This window comes from Pseudohongiella sp. SYSU M77423 (assembly GCF_029911965.1).
Taxonomy (GTDB): domain Bacteria; phylum Pseudomonadota; class Gammaproteobacteria; order Pseudomonadales; family Pseudohongiellaceae; genus Pseudohongiella.
In genome coordinates this window covers 389,095-407,697 of sequence record NZ_JARYTH010000004.1, presented here as the reverse complement: position 1 = coordinate 407,697, position 18,603 = coordinate 389,095, and the positions used below count along the sequence as shown (strand labels likewise).

The 18,603-nt window shown below is 56.4% G+C and carries 17 protein-coding genes; 3 read left to right on the top strand and 14 right to left on the bottom strand.

The genetic code is table 11. The features are described 5' to 3' along the window. Positions 1–169 precede the first annotated feature (169 nt). The 10 genes from QGM61_RS11435 to QGM61_RS11390 form a co-directional block, all read right to left on the bottom strand. Positions 170–2,002 (bottom strand): DUF3488 and transglutaminase-like domain-containing protein, encoded by a 1,833-nt coding sequence (locus tag QGM61_RS11435; RefSeq protein ID WP_281133065.1) that lies wholly within the window; start codon positions 2,000–2,002, stop codon positions 170–172. Then, entirely contained in the window at positions 1,993–3,075 is a 1,083-nt protein-coding gene (locus QGM61_RS11430) for a DUF58 domain-containing protein (protein ID WP_281133064.1), read from the bottom strand. Before QGM61_RS11430 ends, QGM61_RS11435 begins: the two co-directional genes overlap by 10 nt. Further along, on the bottom strand, positions 3,039–4,001 hold the full coding sequence (locus QGM61_RS11425; protein ID WP_281133063.1) for an AAA family ATPase: 963 nt from the start codon (positions 3,999–4,001) through the stop codon (positions 3,039–3,041). The genes QGM61_RS11430 and QGM61_RS11425 overlap by 37 nt, the downstream gene beginning before the upstream one ends. Before the next feature lie 160 nt (positions 4,002–4,161). Further along, complete coding sequence (locus QGM61_RS11420) at positions 4,162–4,689, bottom strand: hypothetical protein (protein ID WP_281133062.1); 528 nt, start codon at positions 4,687–4,689, stop codon at positions 4,162–4,164. 118 nt (positions 4,690–4,807) lie between these two features. Then, complete coding sequence (locus tag QGM61_RS11415) at positions 4,808–6,130, bottom strand: ATP-binding protein (protein ID WP_281133061.1); 1,323 nt, start codon at positions 6,128–6,130, stop codon at positions 4,808–4,810. Between the two features lie 7 nt (positions 6,131–6,137). Next, complete coding sequence (locus QGM61_RS11410) at positions 6,138–6,884, bottom strand: response regulator transcription factor (protein ID WP_281133060.1); 747 nt, start codon at positions 6,882–6,884, stop codon at positions 6,138–6,140. Then, positions 6,884–7,231 carry a DUF3019 domain-containing protein gene (locus QGM61_RS11405; protein ID WP_281133059.1) on the bottom strand — a complete coding sequence of 116 codons (348 nt, stop codon included), beginning with the start codon at positions 7,229–7,231 and terminating at the stop codon, positions 6,884–6,886. Before QGM61_RS11405 ends, QGM61_RS11410 begins: the two co-directional genes overlap by 1 nt. Before the next feature lie 132 nt (positions 7,232–7,363). After that, positions 7,364–8,347, bottom strand: coding sequence for a MipA/OmpV family protein (locus QGM61_RS11400; RefSeq protein WP_281133058.1), 984 nt, complete (start codon positions 8,345–8,347; stop codon positions 7,364–7,366). A gap of 102 nt (positions 8,348–8,449) precedes the next feature. Next, positions 8,450–9,907: an FG-GAP repeat domain-containing protein gene (locus tag QGM61_RS11395; RefSeq protein WP_281133057.1), complete on the bottom strand. Its 1,458-nt coding sequence runs from the start codon at positions 9,905–9,907 to the stop codon at positions 8,450–8,452. Between the two features lie 50 nt (positions 9,908–9,957). Continuing rightward, positions 9,958–11,220, bottom strand: a complete 1,263-nt coding sequence (locus QGM61_RS11390; protein WP_281133056.1) for an MgtC/SapB family protein — start codon at positions 11,218–11,220, stop codon at positions 9,958–9,960. A gap of 186 nt (positions 11,221–11,406) precedes the next feature. Between QGM61_RS11390 and QGM61_RS11385 the strand changes: the two genes are divergently transcribed. Beyond that, on the top strand, positions 11,407–11,841 hold the full coding sequence (locus tag QGM61_RS11385; protein ID WP_281133055.1) for a DUF4920 domain-containing protein: 435 nt from the start codon (positions 11,407–11,409) through the stop codon (positions 11,839–11,841). A gap of 97 nt (positions 11,842–11,938) precedes the next feature. On the opposite strand, the gene QGM61_RS11380 is transcribed toward QGM61_RS11385, so the two are convergent. Beyond that, positions 11,939–12,817 (bottom strand): LysR family transcriptional regulator, encoded by an 879-nt coding sequence (locus QGM61_RS11380; protein ID WP_237132707.1) that lies wholly within the window; start codon positions 12,815–12,817, stop codon positions 11,939–11,941. A gap of 154 nt (positions 12,818–12,971) precedes the next feature. Here QGM61_RS11380 and QGM61_RS11375 point away from each other — a divergent pair, with 154 nt between their 5' ends. Beyond that, on the top strand, positions 12,972–13,418 hold the full coding sequence (locus tag QGM61_RS11375) for a DoxX family protein (protein WP_281133054.1): 447 nt from the start codon (positions 12,972–12,974) through the stop codon (positions 13,416–13,418). A 120-nt stretch (positions 13,419–13,538) separates the two neighbouring features. Next, positions 13,539–14,333 carry a DODA-type extradiol aromatic ring-opening family dioxygenase gene (locus QGM61_RS11370; protein ID WP_281133053.1) on the top strand — a complete coding sequence of 265 codons (795 nt, stop codon included), beginning with the start codon at positions 13,539–13,541 and terminating at the stop codon, positions 14,331–14,333. A gap of 10 nt (positions 14,334–14,343) precedes the next feature. Here the strand turns inward: QGM61_RS11370 and QGM61_RS11365 are convergent, their stop codons facing one another. From QGM61_RS11365 to QGM61_RS11355, 3 genes are read right to left on the bottom strand one after another with little or no spacing between them, the layout of a single operon-like run. Further along, positions 14,344–15,186 (bottom strand): alpha/beta hydrolase family protein, encoded by an 843-nt coding sequence (locus QGM61_RS11365; RefSeq protein WP_237132704.1) that lies wholly within the window; start codon positions 15,184–15,186, stop codon positions 14,344–14,346. Between the two features lie 41 nt (positions 15,187–15,227). Further along, entirely contained in the window at positions 15,228–16,796 is a 1,569-nt protein-coding gene (locus QGM61_RS11360; protein WP_281133052.1) for a sensor domain-containing diguanylate cyclase, read from the bottom strand. A 32-nt stretch (positions 16,797–16,828) separates the two neighbouring features. Further along, positions 16,829–18,589 carry a hypothetical protein gene (locus QGM61_RS11355; protein ID WP_281133051.1) on the bottom strand — a complete coding sequence of 587 codons (1,761 nt, stop codon included), beginning with the start codon at positions 18,587–18,589 and terminating at the stop codon, positions 16,829–16,831. Positions 18,590–18,603 lie beyond the last annotated feature (14 nt).

The window sequence follows — 18,603 nt, the reverse complement described above, 5'->3', positions numbered from 1 at the left end:
GCTGCATAGTTCCTCAGCTCAATCATCACCCATGTTCCTTATACCTCTCTCTTTTCGTCATGCTACGAGCACATAACATTTGTATAGTGTGCCAGCACACTTCCCCATTTCACCGCGCATGCACACTATCCACCACAATCCATGCAAGCTAACCCGTCCACGCAGCAAATCAATTAGCCATATGGCTAGTGCGTCGCAAAGACCTCATCAGCTCTCTTGCATAGCTTTGCACGGCTTCAATGTCTCCCCGCCCGTATTCAGCATCAGTGAACATACTACCGAGTTTCTGCCATTGGTCGAAGTTTCCTGGCATGTTTTTACCGACACGTTCCAGATGCGCTGCCATGGTCTCACCCGGCTGACGACCCAGGTCGTGTTTTTGCAGTTTTGCATTCAGGCGCAAATAGTTTCTAACGGTTGGCGATTTGCGCTGGCTTTTGAGCTGACTGCCCCACATGGCGCGTGCGCCGACGGCGAGCAGCAGAAATGCCAGCAACCAGAGTGGCAGATTGCCCATGCCCTGGCGTTGCAGCCAGTCGCTGAGATCTTCGGTGCGCAGGTTGCCTTCGTTGTCGTACATGCTGAGTGTCCAGCCAAAGTCCAGTGCATCAAGCGCAGTGCGCACGGACTGGTAGCCTGGAATCTCTGCCAGTCTCATGCGCACGCGGGTGTCTGTGTCGAGCCCGGATCGTGCCTCACTGCTCAACGTCGACAGCCAGGCGTCCATCCCCAGCAGTATGCGCTCAGGTGCAATATAGGCGGTCGGATCCAGACGCTGCCAGCCGGTGTCGGGGTACCACGCCTCTATCCAGGCGTGAGCGTTGTATTCGTAGACAGACCAGTGACCGGTCAGGGCGTTGTACTGACCGCCCTGGTAACCGGTCACAATCCGTGTCGGAATACCCGCTGAGCGCAGGATGAACGCCATGGCGCCAGCGTAGTGCTCACAGTAGCCCTGTTGCGTGTTAAACAGGAAGTCATCAACGCTGTGCTCACTGTTGATGGGTGGTGTCAGCGTGTAGAAGTATTCCTGCTCGTTGAAGAGACGTAAAACTGCTTGTGTAAAGGCTCGGTCATCTGCATGCTGGCTGCGCAGCGCCTCTGCCCATTGGCGTGTCTGGGGGTTGCTGCCCTCTGGCAGGGCCAGATTGCGCTCCCTTGTGCGTCGATCGAGTTGCAGCTCTGGGGTTGGCGGAATGGAGGTCACGGGGTACCGCAAGCGCTGGCGGATCTGGTTATTGGAAACCAGCACTCCTCGTTCGTCACGGTAGGCCTGGGGCAACATTGTATATGCCTGATGCAGTCCATAAAGCCAGAACTGCCTTGTTGGCTCAAGTGCCACCAGATACTGGAGCCGATCCTGTACCGCCACATCACCAGGTATGGGGCCCAGCGTCAATTGCAATGGCATATGCCGTGACCAGGTTCGCCCGTCAAAGTCCTCCAGAACCAGACCCCGCCAGTAAAGATCAGGCGCTTCAAGTTGTTCGCTGGCTTCACTCTCGGTAAACCGCACGCGCATTGCCAGATCACGATCGTTCACCAATTCGCTGACTTCGCCAGGGGTCATGGTTTCACTAACGCCGGTGGCTGCGCTGTTGACTGAGCTGCGTTCAGACCAGCGTGCGCCGGCGGCAATCATCGACACCAGCAATACCACAAAGATGGGCAGGGCGAACAAGAACTGGCGCAGCGCACTGCCCAGCTGCACCAGGCTGCTGGTTTCCCGGTTTGTGTGCATGCGCATCAACAACAACAGACTCAATCCCAGATAGTAGACGGCCACCAACCAGTTGTCGGCATAGGTCATGGAGCCAAACAGCAATGCAAACGCAAACAGCGGCCAGCGCAGGATCAGGCAGATCAGACAGGGCAGCACCAGCCACCAGGGTTGTGCCTGCAATGGCGGCAGAATCAGCATGATGGCAGCCATCAGGGTCGCGGGTATGACCAGGTCGGCCTTATTGGGCTGGGCTCCGGCTGCCTGTGTATTCATGCCCATAGTGCCAGCGCCTGCAGCAGGGAGTGTTTGTGGGCTTCGCCCTGGTCGGCCTTGATATGCCGCGGCCGCGTTATCCGGTGTGTGCTGTCGGCATTCGACTTTTCGTCGCCCACCTGCGTCGCCGGCAGTGTCATGCCAATGCGTTTTTGCTGCTGGCTGAGTTGCAGCACCTGAAACGACAGGCAGCCGAGAATATCTTCCGTCTCACGACCTTTAAAGGACTCGAAGGACAGATGCACTTCCGCATCGGCTTCCTGGGCGAACTGTTTGGTTTTCAGACCCTGCCCACGCGCCAGCGAACGCCAGGCGATGAGGCGACGACTGTCACCAGACTGATAGCTGCGCAACCCCAGAAAGTCATCAACGCCCTGTTTCCTCGCTCCCGACTGCTGCCCCTCGGTATGGGCCGGAACACGCAGTGCGCTGGGAGGCAGGCTGCACTGCTGCGGCCTGGGATAAACCAGGCAATGCATGGCCAGATCGGGCCGACTCCATGCCTGCCATAGCCCGGCTGGATAACGTGTCCGCAGATGCAAACGGGGTGCAGCCATCAGTCCGCGTTTTTCGGCGGGCGCCGTCAGCGTAGCCGATGTGACAGCGCCGGGTGCCACCTCAAGCGGCTGCACATCTTTAGGCGAGAATCCCAGCAACAAATCCCTGTGCGCACGGCGGCGACCGGCGGCCGACAGGGTGAGCATGAAGCTTGCCTGCTCACCGGCAAAACAGCGTGCGCTGGGATTGCCGGACTCAGTTGCTTCTGAGGCCTGTAAAGTCAGCCCGCTGAGATTGCGATAACACAACACCAGGCTCAGCAGAAAAAGACTGAGCATGGCGGTGGCCAGCACCACGGTTATTGGGTTGCGATCGGCAAAACCCACCAGCAGGATGGTGGTCGCGCCCAAGGCAAACAGGGCTCCCTGAATGGTCGGCAGTATGTAGATGGTACGTTGGCCCAGCTGCAGTTTGCCGACGACAGGTGTACGCTTCTCCGCCTTGCGTTCGCGCCAGCGGACATCTGGGCGTCGAATGACTCGAGTCAGCCCTGCAACACGTCGACTGAATCCAGTATCCATTGCGCCACTGTTCGGTGATGGGCCGTTGAATTGTCAGAAGAATCGCCCACTGGAACAACGTGGTCAGCTGCTCGCAGCCGGTGATCAGCGACGGCGGGGAATATCGCCTGCACGTCATCCGGTGTGACATGGTCGCGACCAGCCATACGCGCATGACAGCGGGCGGCACGTACTATGGCAAGACCGCCGCGGGGAGACAGCCCGAGCTGAATGCGTTTGCTCTGTCGGGAGAAGTCGATCAGACGCTGGATGTAGTCCAGAACGGACTCACTCAGATGGGTTTCGGACAGGTGCTTTTGCCAATCCTGCAAATCAGTGACACTGAGACAGGGTGTCATATTGAGTGGTTTAAGGCGCTGGTCGGGCTGCGCCAGAAGTTCACGCTCGGCAGTGGCTGACGGATAACCCAGGGACAGGCGCATCAAAAAGCGGTCTGTCTGCGACTCCGGCAAGGGATAGGTCCCCGCCAGTTCGGACGGATTCTGAGTGGCAATGACAAAAAATGGTTCTGGCAGGGAACGGGTTTCACCATCAAGTGATACCTGCCCCTCCTCCATTGCCTCCAGCAATGCACTCTGAGTCCGCGGTGTGGCACGGTTGATTTCGTCAGCCATCAGCACCTGACAGAAAACCGGGCCTTCGTGAAAGTGAAATGTCGCGGTCGCCGGGTCGAATACCGAGCCGCCCAGAATGTCGGCAGGCAGCAGGTCGCTGGTAAACTGTATGCGTCGGAAGCTGAGCCCCATCACACCCGCCAGTGCATGTGCCAGGGTGGTTTTTCCCATACCGGGCAGGTCTTCCAGCAGCAGATGCCCACCGCTCAGCAGACAGCACAGTGACAGGCGAGCCTGCGCGTCCTTGCCCAGAATGGCGCGATTGATCTGAGCCAGCGCGTCTGGAATGCGTTGTTGTAGGGTGTCCTGCATCGGGTACCACTCGTCGTCAATGAACTGAGTGTATCCTGAATTGTGGCCATGGCGCTATTTATCCGGCATTTTGTACCGGCATTGCGGCTGCACCTCTAAAAGACCGCGCCGGCACCACTAAACTGCGTGGTACCAGCGCGGGATCTAACGGCTTCCTTGCTTACTCCAGCGTGAAGTCAATTTCATCGCCGTTTACAACTACCAGGTAATCACCGGCTGGCAGTCCTTTTACGTCCAGCGGGAAGGTGATATCAAAGGGCTCTGTTACCTGGGCACAAGCGACCAGTGTCTGCAGTGGGGTTTCACCTACTGCAACGTAGAAGGTATTGCCTTTACGAGTTACGGCGATATCCAGCTCCACGCAAGGGGTGGACTTGTAGCCAACAACACCCACCTCAACTTCTACCGGGTCGGTGAAAGACACTGCGACTGACAGCTCGTTGACATAGGCCAGTTGCTTCTCGGTGGCGGCGACAATGCGGAAATCGCCAGTTTCTGTTGGCGCCAGACGTACTTCCTGGAAATACTGTGTCTGACCGCCTTCTACCACGATCGCATCTTTGATCGTCAATTCGTGGTCTTTATAGAGCACGCTGTCGCTCTGGGCACTGGCGGTCTGCAGCATACTGGCCATCAGGCCGGATACCATCAGTTGGGCGCCAAACAGTTTCAGTGCTTTGAATTTCATGATCCTGATCTCTCCTGCTAAATGCTTCCGATGCTTTCCGGCACGATTGCCGGAAATTGTGTGTAGTTTGCAAGCAGGCATGAGAATTAGCTGTTGATGGTTTGTACTGAAATTGTGATCAATTGTACGGCCAGCACAGGACAAAACAGGCACCATGTGGATCATTGCTTTCCACGTGAATCTGGCCACCGTGGCGCTGCATGATGCGCATGGCGATGGCCAGCCCCAGACCGTAGCCACCGGACTGACGGTCGCGACTGGTATCGAGGCGCGCAAAGGGTTCAAAGATCCGCTCGCGGTCACTCTCGGCGATGCCGGGACCGTCATCGCAAACGCGCAGGGTGGCAGTCTGCGAATCGATCTGGCAGGAAACGGTAATCCGGGTTTCCGCATACCGGAGACAGTTGCGGATGACGTTGTTGAGCGCCCGGGACAACAGGTCAGGATTAAACGCCACTGGTCCTGAGTCGCTGTCGGGTGTTTTGATCAGGACAACTTTTGGCTGCGCGTCCCGATACGGCAAAACCTGCTGTTGCAGCCAGGCCGTCAGGTTAACTTCGTGTAACGGTAATTGCAGATTGTCCTCACTCAGTTTTGCGTAAGACAGCATCTCATCAATCAGCGTCTCGAGCTCCTGCACATCTGCCTTCATACCGTCGAGGTGCTCTGCCTGGCGCTCACCAGCGGGCATCTTCGGGATCATTTCCAGCCCAAATTTGAAGCGCGCCAGCGGCGTGCGTAATTCATGCGCAACGGCATTGGTCAGATCCCGGTGAGCAGTCACCAGATACTGTATGCGCTCCGCCATTTTGTTGAAGGAGTTTGCAACTGGCAGAATGCTGGATTTGCTGGATACAGCCACGCGTGTCTGGAAATCGTCGCGGCCGAACTGGCTGGCAGCCTGGCGCAATGAACTCAGGTCACGATAGAAGGGGCGAATCCACAGGAACAACAGCAGAGCAATTAGTACGTAATAGCTGACAATCACCATCGTTTCGATGAAAGCAGTCGAACCGGCTTTCTGTGGCAATGGCCCCAACGCAATGATGGGGCCATTCTCTGACAGCATCCGGTAAAGAATCTCGCGCGAGTCGCCATCAAGGAATGATTGAACTGAACCGTCACGCAGTGCGTCAAGAAACGCTGCCTGGCCCGCGAGTTCAGACACTTCATACAACTGGACTGGCATGTCAGAAGCTGACTGGATCTGTTGCGACAATTCAGCAAAACGTTCTGCAAGGTCAGTCGCCTCACTGCCTGTTTCCGTCAACAGCAGCTCAATCAGCGCGAACTCTGCGGCATAGCGCTCTTCGCTGCTCTGCTCAGTATCGGGCAATACCCACAACATCAGACTGTCCAGTGCCAGTGCAATAATCAGGATACCGGCAGCGATCACACTGTAGGAGCGGATCAGATACCAGGATGTGAGTTGTTGTTTCATATCCTGCTCACGCCCAGGCAGTAGCGACGAAGAGGTAGCCCTTTCCCCAGATCGTGCGGATCCGGAATGGCTGGTCTGCGTTGTCGTTCAGTTTTTTCCGCAACTTTGAAATGCGCACATCGACCGTACGATCCAGGCCGTCATAGTCGATACCACGAATCTGCGTGTAAATGTCGTCGCGGCTGAGCACTGTTCCGGCATTTCTTGCCAGGTAGCAAAGCAGTTCGAACTCCTGAGTGGTCAGGTCGACATCTTCACCGGCCAGCACGACCCGGTGAGATTGCAGGTCAATCCGCAGTGTGCCGAACACCAGAACGTTTTGCGATGCTGCTTGATTGGTTTTCGATGCGCGTCGCAGCAACGCGCGCAGGCGAGCAAGCAACACTGGTGGTTCGATGGGTTTGGTGACAAAGTCGTCGGCGCCAAGTTCCAGTCCCATCACATGATCAATGTCGCTGCTCTTGGCAGTAAGAATCAGAATTGGTCCGCCGTAGGTTTTTCGCAACTCGGTACAGATCTGCAAACCATTCATGCCGGGTAACATCAAATCAAGAATCACAATATCAACCTGGCTGGCGTCAAAAGCTGCCAGCGCCGCATCACCCCGGTGATACACAGTGACTGCAAAGTTTTCCTGCGCCAGATAGTCGCGAACCAGACTGGCCAGTCGCAGATCATCTTCGATCAATAGCAGGCGGACCGAAGAGGAATGTTCAAAGGCAGGTACCTGAGTTTCAAGGCTGTCAGGTTTCATCAGAAAATACTCCAGGCATGACGACGTCGGCGACGAGTGTCGCGCAGGTCGCGTTTGATAACCGGGATATCCAGCTCCGCCAGAATCTGCCCGCTTTGTGCATCATGCAGGCGCACCGTAATGTTGTCATCGTGTGCCAGGTCAACACGATGGTCGCCACGTTGCTGCCCCACCCAGCATTGCAGAAAATCTGGCTGGTGGGCAAAACCAATACAGACATCTCGCTCTATTGCTGTTGTCCACTGTAGATGCATCTGTGCAACACACAGCTCTTCCCCTGGTGCAATCACGCATAACTGTGGTTGTGCTTCCAGTGTCACATCTTCTTCTGCTGTTACTGCCGGCATGGATACAAGTATCAAAAGCCAGGCACACAATACGCTGAGTGTTTTTGCAGACGTGCCAGCCCCCACAGTTTTGCTGACCGTGTCTGCACTTACCCTGCGACATGTGAATATGCTCATCATGCTGAAGCAGGATTACAGGAATTTGTAATAGATGCCGATGAACGCCGTGCTCACGCGACCTCGCTCGATTATGGGGCTGTTCCTTATGTGGTTGCCGAGATATTCCTGCTCAACAACGCCAACCAGTCGCCAGCGTTTGCTCAAGGCGCGGCTGGCGGAAAAACGAATGACTGAGTTTATTTCTGCGCGACCTGTATAGGCTGGGCGGCCATCTATCGCTTCATCGCGTGTCACACCATAGTAGTAGTCCACCAGGTCACGGCTTTTCCATTCCATGCCCAGTGTCAGGCTGAATTCGCCGTTACGTGTTATCCATGGGTAGGAGTAGGCGAGCCAGGCTGACTCCCCGTGGTGAGTGCCGCTGACATCCGTCAGCAGTTGTGCCTGCAGGTCACCCCATCGGCTGATATACAGAAGCTCAATCCCTGAGTTTACGGCAAAGTCTCGCTCGGGCAGTGCAGTGTCCTGATCTTTGAAGATAAGCTCTTCCAGTTCTTCAGTATCCAGTGCTTCAATGTCTTCACCCTCGCCACCGGCGATGCCCATCATCCCGAAGCCCTTATCAATTGCCAGCTCTCTGAGGCTGGACAGATCCAGGCCCGAGCTGCCATTGCTGAGGTAACTATAGTAATTGCGCTCGTTGTCGAAGGTGGTCAGCAGATTTGCGGAGAATTGTTCTGTCTGGTTCAGCGTAAAGCCGATATCGCCATTATCGAAGAACCAGCGCTCTCCATACCAGGCCAGGTCTACAATGGCATTCAGTTTGATATCGTCAGAGCCAACGAAAGGATTGTCACGTCGCCCGTAACCTGCGGCAACGCCAAGCGTCCACGGGCTGTCGGTATCGATACCTGCGCCATCGACCGCAGTCTGTGCGGCAGCTGGCAGCGCCAGACTCAGCGCGCAAAAAACGCCGCTGTGCCATACGAATGTGGCACAGCGGCCAAGCGTGCAGCAAAGTACCGATGGGGCAAACAAGAACAAAAATCGTGTCAAGATGGCTCACTTGCGAAGGCATAATGGATCACGGGCACAGTGTATCCACTCTGGCTACCCGAATTTGTATGGGATTTTATGCTGATTTGTTATCAAGTGTAATCAGTCCGGCAATCCCACTTCATCACTGTCCTGCTCGCGCGCCTGAACAAAGCGTTGCGCAGGCGACGCAGCGCGTTGTTGCTCCAGCCAGAAGACACCGTCGTAGGGATAACTGTTACCGCGCGTGCCGACAAAATCGACATCACCGTCATTGTCCATATCGACTGGAATGAACTTGTCAAACATGCCACGTTTTCTGCGTGAGATGTCGTGATGGATCCATCGATCGTTCACGTTTTCCGGGCTCTCAAACCAGGCCAGTCGGCCAAGCGGGTCATTGACAGTGGTGTTGGCATCATCCGACTCGCGGGCACCGCGGCTGTAACTGCCAACCAGAAAGTCGGTCGACCCGTTGTTGTTGATATCAGCGGCGGTCACGCTGATCAATGTATCCGGTGCGATCGAACCTATAAAATGCGCGTTCCAGGCATCACCTTTACGCGCCGGCTGGGCGATCCAGACAAGGCCGTTGCCGACGCTGCCAACACCTGCACCAATGATATCCAGTCGGCCGTCCTGATTCAGGTCGGCGTAGGCCAGATTGAACCCCGCCATGCGCGCGCCATTGATGCCAATGGCGTGCTCGGTAAAATCAAGCGAGCCATCGCCGGGGTTTTCGAACCAGGCCAGTCGGTCCTCGCCACGGGTGCCTATGACAATGTCCAGGTCGCCGTCACCATCCAGATCAACCGGCTCCGAGTTTTGCGGGATACTGTAGCGACCCAGTTCGATCTCCTGCCAGTTCTCTCCCTGTAACGGGTCACCCATCACTTTAAATACGGACACCGGATGTGAGACTGCAAAATCATCCGGTCCGGGAATCTGGGCGCCCTTGTTGGGTGCGATCAGCTCGGGCTGGCCATCATCATCCAGGTCAGCCGCAAATACGCGGATATAGCTGCCACGCCCTTCGGTCATGGGAAGTTTCAGGCGTGGCCAGACTGTGCTGCGGCTATCAGAGCCACCTGGATTCTGCAGATAGAGGATATGTGAAAGTTCAGCAGCCACCACCAGATCGGGATGTCCATCGCCATTGATGTCCGCTACCGCGACGTCCTCCGGGGCGGCGGCATCGAGGCCTTCGGCGACAGTAATGTTTTGCCATTGCTGAGCATCGGCGGCACCGAACGCTATGCGAACATAGCCCTCTGGTGGCGCCTCAAAACCCGGCGTAAAACTGGCCGAGTCGTAACTGGAATCGGATTCGTGAACGGAGATGAAATCGTTGTAACCGTCACCATCAATGTCAGCCATGACCAGGCCATCGCCGCCACTAAGGACAAAATCAACATTCGCCGGATCGTCAATCAGGTGCTCACGCCAGGTGATGTAAGTGGCGTCTGCGGCCTGCGCCTGGCTAGGCAGTTCTGCTACAGGTTGGGCCAGGGCGGTCTGGCACAGGCTCGCGCACAAGCATGTCAGTGCAAAAGCATTACGTGGCGTGAGTCGATTGTCCATGGCGCTCTCTTTATTTTTGTTGGTTTATTTGTGTCGATAACAACGTTCAGCTAAAGCAATAACCCCACCAGCAGGCCCGGAGCCAGAGCCATCAGCAGCACACCGATAAGCCAGAGATTCTGTTTGAATCCGACAATAAACGCAAAGATGGCGCCTTTCACCAGTGTGTTCGTGACTGCAGCGATCAGTATGCCTGTGGCCGCCACCTCAGGCGCAATATCCCCCTGCGCCATCCGCGAAAGAGACAGGGTAATCGCATCCACATCCATCAGCCCGGACACCAGCGCCAGCAGATAAATGCCACTGTCACCGAACCAGTCCACCAGCGCGCGCGACAGCAGCAGTATCACAGCAAGCAACAGGCCAAACTTGATCGCGGTTATCAGCTGCAGTGGATTCGGCGGGTTAAATTTTTCTGACATATCTGCGGGCGCCTGCTTGTGGTTGCGCCAGAAGATGCCCGCCGTGATGACCATGCCGGAAGCCATCAGACCCAGTGGCAGAGCCACCAGCGGCAGCAGCGCTACGTTCACTACAAACACTTCGATCAGCACCCGCACAAACATGACGCTACCCGCGAGCAGAATGCCGGCGATATACAGATGCTTGCGAGTTGCCTGTCGACAAAAATTGGCCAGCGTCACGGTAACGGCTGTGGATGACGCCAGTGCCCCGGCCAGTGCCGTGATCAGGACACCCATATGTGCGCCAGTCAGTTTGACCGCAATGTAACCAACGAAGGACAGACCGCAAATCAGAACGACCATCCACCAGATCCAGTAGGGGTTCAGCGCCTCCCAGGGCCCATAGCCCTGGTTGGGCAGCAGTGGCAGCATCACCACGGAGATCAACAGCAAGGTAATACTTGAGGATATTTCCTGCTCGGTGACGTTCCGCAGCCAGCCGTGCAACACACGTTTGTAGGCCAGAATGGCGACAAGTACCGTTGCTACCGCCAGTGCAGTAACTGGTTGGCCCGAGGCGGCCCAGGCTGCCAGCATGAAGGTCAACAGCATCGCAAAGGCGGTGGTGGTGCCCCTGTCCTGGTTGACTCTGACTTCCATCACGTGCGAAGCAGCGACCAGCAAGGCAACTGCCAGAAACACAATGACAACAATCACCGGCCCCCATAGATCGGCCATCAGCGCCGACACGCCACCCAACAGGCCGATGATTGAAAATGTGCGCAAACCGGCGACACGGCTGCCTTCCTCGTCGTTACGGTTGCGCCAGCCGCGCTCCAGCCCTACCAGCAGACCGATGGCCAGGGCGGCGGTCAGATTAAGTGCCAGTTGATAGTCGGCAAGAATCATGGGACAAGGTTTCCGATGGGTGCTGTCGTCGCACTATATCAAACTTGCTGCATGCACAAAGCGCCACGTGACTGCTTGCACCTGAGTGATTGCGTGAGTGTCGTCGGTGTATTGGCCGCTAATGATAATTGTTTACAACATCGCCATAGAATGGCAATTTGTAATCCGGACATTCTGGAGGCTGTCATGAAAAATCTGGTCGTTATTGCAAGTCTGTTACTCCTTTGCTCGAGCTTCTCGCATGCGGAGCAATACGGCGCCGCTGTCGGTAGCGGTCCCGCTAAATCCGTCCCTGACGCCATCGCTGCTGTCGACGCTGGCAGTCAGGATGTCATGCTGCTGGAGGCTGAGGTAACCTCGGTCTGCCAGGCCAAAGGCTGCTGGCTGGGCTTTTCCAGCGATGCTGGCGACGTCCGGGTGACCTTTAAGGACTACGGCTTTTTTGTACCGTTTTCTATCCGGGGCAAGCAGGTGCGTGTCGAAGGAACGATGGAAAAAACTGAGCTGAGCCTGGAGGACAGTAAACACCTGATTGAAGACGCTGGCGGCGATCCCGCGACGGTCACCGAGCCGATTGTGGAATATCAATTTGTCGCGTCAGGTGTTCAGGTTCTGTCATAAAGCAGCGATAGCACGTTATCCACTGTTGGATATCGAGGCGTTGACCGTGTTGTGAGTTGCCCGGTCTGAGGCTGCCTGGCAGCTACAGAAGCAGTTATCAGTAACGATCCCAATAAGGTATCTCGCCAAAGTAACCACCCATAAAATCTACAAAGGTGCGCACCTTGCTGGCCAGCAAGGTGCGGTGCGCGTATACCGCATACAGTCCAAACGGTTCCGGTTTGAATTCATCCAGAATCGATACCAGTTGCCCAGCGGCCAGCGCATCGCCAGCGATAAAGGTGGGTTGCAGTGCAATGCCGGCCCCCTCAATCGCGCACTGCACCAGCAGGTCACCATTGTTGGACCTGATAACGTTGCCGGCGTCCGGCCATATATCCGGTGGTTGCTCCATATAGCTGTAGCCCAGACAGCGGTGGGTCTGCAATTGAACCGGTGTCTCCGGCTGACCATGCTCCTTCAAATAGTCGGGTGATGCACAAAACACCAGCTGCACCGGCGCCAGGTATCTGGCAATAAGCGAGGAGCTTTTGAGCCGGCCAATGCGGATCGCGACGTCAAACCCTTCATCAACAATATCCACTTTGCGGTCATTCAGTTGCAGGTCTACCGTTACCCCTGGGTGGGCTGCCTGAAAGCTGGCAATCAATCGCCCCATGTGCCGGCTGGCAAAAGATACCGGGGCGCTGATGCGCAATTCACCACGGGCCGAAGTCTGCAGGTCGCCGAGCTGGTACTGAATATCATCAAAACTTTCCAGCAGCTCTTCGGCGCGCAGCAGATAGACTCGGCCAGCCTCTGTAAGGCTGACCCGCCGTGTACTGCGGTTTAGCAGGCGCACGCCAAGGGTTTCTTCCAGCCGGGATACGTATTTACTGACCAGCTGTGGCGATAGCTGCAGTCGATCAGCCGCCTGACTGAAACTACTGTGCCGGGCAACGGACACAAACGCCCGCATGGTATCGATTTTGTCCAAGTTCTGTGACCTTCCATCTTATTATCAACACTGCGTTGATAGTTTGGCAATATATGCCATCTTAATCTCCACATCTGTTCACAGTAAAGTAAACATCATAAACATCGCGCCTGCATCGGGCAGGCGACATTAGTGACTGATATGGAGGCATGACATGGACAACGCACTGATTCAACGAACACTGAACAGCAACGCCGGTCTGGCGGCACTGGTGCTGCGAGTACCGGTTGGTATTATCCTGTTGGCCCACGGTGCACAAAAACTGTTTGGCTGGTTTGGTGGCTATGGCCTGGAGGGAACCGGCCAGTTCATGAGCAGCCTGGGGCTGGAGCCCGGTTATCTGATGGCGCTGCTGGCCGGCAGTGCCGAGTTTTTCGGCGGGCTCGCTCTGTTGCTGGGCCTGCTGACACGCCCCGCTGCCGTGGTTTCGGCATTCACGATGGCGGTAGCGATGTTCAGCGCACACATTGGCAACGGTCTTTTTATGTCCAACAACGGTTATGAATATGCGCTGACACTGCTCGCAGCCACGCTGGCACTTGCGATTCAGGGTGCAGGTACATTGAGCCTGGACCGTGCGCTGCTGAACAGGCTGGTGTGAGATGAAGACCATCGCCACTCTGCCACTAACTTGTATAACGCAAAGGGTGGCAGTGGCCGGGTAGACGCCATTGTCTGCTCAACCAGTCACAAGGTTCAGATCTGAGCGGGAGAGAAACCCATGGAAAAACAGATTGTATTTTTGTCGCACGGAGGTGGCCCACTGCCACTGCTGGGCGACCCTGGACACAGGGAGCTGGTGGACTACCTGCAGGCATTGCCGGGCAAGCTGAACCAGCCAGACGCGATTCTGGTCATCAGCGCACACTGGGAGCAAGACTCGCCAACAGTAACCTCCGCCCTGCAACCTGAACTGATCTACGACTATTACGGGTTTCCACGCGAGTCCTACGAAATTGCCTACCCCTGCCCCGGTTCGCCCGAACTGGCGCAGCAGGTCACACAGGCATTGCAGGAGGCAGGCATCGACGCACACATGGATGGCGAGCGAGGGCTGGACCATGGCGTGTTTGTGCCACTAAAGCTGATGTACCCACAGGCCAATATACCCTGCGTGCAATTGTCGCTGGTCAATACCCTGGATGCAGCTTTGCACTGGCGTATCGGCGAGGCACTGCGGTCACTGGAGGTCGACAGGCTGCTGGCGATTGGTTCAGGCTTTTCGTTTCACAACATGACGGCATTCCGGGCGCCGTATGACAGGTCAGCCAGAGAAATGAACATCGCATTTGAACAGTGGCTGACAAGAATATGCAGCACTGAGGAACTGAGCGAGAGCGAACGCAGGAAGCAGCTGATCGAGTGGGAGCAGGCACCTTATGCCAGGTTCTGCCACCCGCGTGAGGAGCACCTGCTGCCCTTGCATGTCTGTGTCGCGATGGCTGGTCGTGCCAGTGACTCTAACGCTTCAATCGAGGTGCTGGGTAAATCGGCCGGCATGTTCCACTGGCTCTAAGCCTGGCTGACTATTTTCGTTCGACAGTCCAGTTATCCTGCTGACACAGGACACAGTTGTCACCTTCAAAAAGCGGCGCCGGCACCGGGTCATCCCAGAGGATCCAGCGTAGCCAGGCCGTCATCGGCCCCAGATAGCTGCCGCCGGTCTGCATGGGTGCCAGGTGTGTGGCGCCGCGCAGGTTCAGCCATGTTGTATCGACCGGCGACTGCTCAAAAACGGGCTGTTGATGGATATCCGGTGCAGCGGTGACATCTTCGGCACCGGACAACAGCAGCAATGGCCCCTTGAGATCGCTGATGACCTGGGGAACAAAACGCGGACCACGCGTGTAGGGCTGGATGGCAATGACAGTATCCACACGCAGATCACGACCCATCATCAGAGCACCGCCGCCGCCCTGCGAATGGCCTGCTGCTGCGACTCGTGTGGTGTCCACTTTGCCAAAGAAAACACTCTCGCGGCGCGAATATTCATTGCGGATATCGTCGAGACATTCAAGCATTTCACGGCCGCTGCCGGCATTGGGCGTCATCGCTGCAACAACTACAAACCCCCAGCTCGCCCAGTGCTCCAGCATCAGGCGATAGGAGGCAGGACTGGCATAAGTGCCGTTGCCCCAGACCACAATGGGGTGTCGTTCATCGTTCATATTGATGGGATGAAAGGCGACGCAGTCGCGACTGATGCGGGTCTGCTCGATACCTGCATAGACACCAGGCTGAAAATAGCTGCGCAGCAGATCCTGTCCGACCAATTCAGGCGGCGGCTGGTAGGCACAGCCGCTGATTACCAACATCAGGGTCGCGAACAAGCTGGTGGGCGCCAGGGTGCGGCGTTTGAATGCTTGCATAGACCTCCACACACTAAATGCCCGTATTAAAAGCTTACGTATCAGGCACGCTCGGCGCGACGCGCCTGTTTAACAACGTACATTGCCTTGTCGGCCCTGGCGATCAGTTCGTCGGCGTCGGGAACTGTGTCGCCCTGCCACGCGACAACACCCACGCTGGGGCCCGGGTAATCAAGCGTCAAGCTTGGCAACTTCAGCACGCCACTCATGGCCTGTTCGATGCGAACTGCAATTGCCTGTCGTGCCTGTTCAGTAGCCGGCTCATCGTTAACCGCCACCATGACAAATTCGTCCCCGCCATAGCGAGCAGTCAGGTCGCCGGTGCGAGCGGATTTTTTTAGACAGTGTGCCATCGCCTCCAGAAAATCGTCACCGACATCATGGCCATGCTGGTCATTGATTTTCTTGAAACCATCCAGATCAATAAATGCCACATAGACCACTTCGCCAGCACGCTGTGCATGAGACAACATACGTCGCATTTCCTCAACCAGGTAGCGACGGTTGGGCAGGCCAGTCAGCGGATCATGCCGCGCGTGCAGGGTCAATTGTGCATTGGCCACTTCCAGCATCTCATGCTCAACTTCCCGTTCAGCGAAAAGAGTCAGTGTCTGCCAGCAGCTCTGCACCATGGTTTTTTCGGTAGCGTCCAGACCGCCGGGCTGACTGATCAATAGCACGCCCCCCATCAGGTCAGTGCCATGTGCCAGTGTCAATACGAACAGTTCACACTCATTACCAATACCACTGCGTTCGGCTTCTGCACGCAGTTCTGGCGAGCTGTGTTGTGGGCTTAAAAATGTGGGCGCATAACCTTCGCTGTAACGAGCCATGTTTAACATTTCTATCAGCAGCGGCAGCATCGGGCCATCTTCGGTGGCCAGCATTTCCGGTGTTGTCAGATGTGATGCGTCGATACCATTGACGGTTTGATCAAGGGAAATGGGACTGACTTCTGGTAACAGGAATGGCGCCGCGTACTGCCATGCCTGACGCGACTTGAAGCTCTGACTGACTGCCTTAAGTACCTGATCAGGCTCTTCCCCCGACAGGCACAAGGCGCCAATTTCAGCCACAAACTGCATATCACTGGCGCGCGTTTCGGCGGCATGCGCGCGGGCCGTCGCTTCACGCGCCAACTGCTCACGACTTGCCTGGTGTCCAATCATGCGCGAGAAAAGCGCCAGCACTTCCAGGGCAGCGTCACTCACTTCAACAGTGTTGGCACTGGCGCCACATAAGGTGCCGAACAGCTCACCTTCATCGGTGTAGATGGGATTGCTGAGGTAGGTTTTCAGTCCAAGCGCGGCAGCTGCTTCAGAGTCACCCCAGACGCTGGGCACATCAGTTGTCAGAAAACGTTTCTCATCGAGTGCGCGCCGGCACAGCGTGTCACTCCATGGCACTTCCAGGCCTTCCGGGATCTGCAATTCACCACTGTTACGCGAATAGAGAATGCGCTGCACACCCTCCTGCTCGTGGATGGTTGTCACGTAGGTGCTTTCCAGGTGGGTAACACGTTGCAGCACATCCAGAATGGGCTGTGTCAGCTCTTCAAGGTTACTGGCATCAGAAACCTGTTCCGCCAGTTTTTCAATTGCATTACTCATCGGTGTACTCTCATAAGAATACGTTTTGTATTTCAAAAGTGAGCCGCATTTAACATCACATCTGCGTCTGCCCATGCCTGCGCCTGCCGTTCACGCGCGGCCTCTGCTTCGTCACTGCGCCCGACCATATCCAGAGCCTGTGCAAGCCCATGGAGCGCCCAGCCGTTTTCATTCAACATTAACAAATCACGTTCGAATACGGAAACGGCCTGTTCAGGTTGGCCTGCGTTGATCAGCGCCTGTCCCAGGAACAAGCGGGTCGACTGCAACCAGTCTGGTGGTTCCATGTATCGCAGCGCATCCTGCAGAGCAACAGCCTGCTCAAAGTGACCCACAGCAAGCGCATAGTCTTCCTGTGCGTTGGCAATTTCGCCTGCCAGCACGTGCTCGGCGATGGCCAGCAGATCTTCTGCTGTGTTGACGCTGGCACGCATGGTATCCAGCCCTGCAGCTGACTGTCTGATCGATTGCAGGGCCGTCAATGCTTGCTGCGCCTGAGCAAGATCACCGTTAGCAGCATGTGCGGAACCCTGCACCCAGTGCAGCATGCCGGCCAGATAGGGTTGCTCGGGAGCCGGATTCTGTAGCGCCAGCAAATCGTCGTAGCGACCGAAGGCTTTGAGTGTCATCCAGTGCGCTACCGGTGCTCTCAAGCCTGAACCGCGATTGAGCGCCTCTATATCAACCATTGCCGCCATTGGCGCAGAAACGCTGGTAGCACGCTCAAAACTCCCCTGCAGCAGGCCTGCCCAGTGAATGAACATGCGCGCATGGCCGCCGTGATTGGTTGCTGACAGAAAATAGGTGCCATTGCGCGGCAGGCTTCGATTGCCCCAGGCCTGCTGGAGGAATTCATCTGCCTCGAGCGAGCGCTGGTTGGTAGCAATAGCGTCATTGTAACGACCCAGCCGCATATAAATATGGCCGGGCATGTGCACCATGTGCCCGATCATGGGCGTCAGGGATTCCAGCCGATCGGCAGAGGCTTCCGCTGCCTCCGGCTCAAATGAAGCCTCCAGAAGGTGGATATGCAGATGCGTCAGCCCCGGGTGCCGGGGATTCTGTGCCATGCCCTGCTCGATGACATCGCGAGCGCGGGCGACACCGGGCGAGGCACTGCCGTCTTCTGCTGAGAAATAGGTCCAGGGCGTTGTCATCATGATGCCGTGCGGCACCAGAAAGGCAGCTTCCAGATCATCGCTGTGAGTCTGGTAGTTGGCTTCAGCCGCCTCTACAAATGCGTTGGTACGCGCCATGGCATCCGGGTAAGTCTCTGAATCAAACAGGACCGCCAAAACCTCCACCAGCCCGCGCTCTGGCGGTGGCAGCGTGTCAGCCATGGCCATGGCACGATCGATGGCGGCCTTGCCAGCGCCGGCCGGATCGTCAGTAACGCCTGCATAGCGGCTGTTGGGGTTGGGCCCCATGGCCAGTGCCCTGCCCCAGTGAATCATGGCGTTATTGGGATCGAGGCATAGTGCCGCATTAAAAGAGGCGATCGCTTCAGGGAAATAATATCCGTAGGTAAGCCGTAGCCCCTGGTCAAAATAAGCCTGCGCCAGCTCCATGCCGGTGTTGATGGAGCGACTGAAGGTGCCGGTATTGTTGACCAGCGGTGCCGCGTCTTCGGCGCAGGCCACCATGTCCTGCAAGGGTATTTGCGAAATCGCCTGGATGGGGGCGCGGACCTCGACTGGTGCCGGTGGTTCTTCATTGCCGCACGCCATCAACAGAAGTGTCGCGGCCAGCGGGACGGCCAGCCGCATCCGGGTAAATACCGAGTGTTGCGTCATCTTTCAGTTACCTG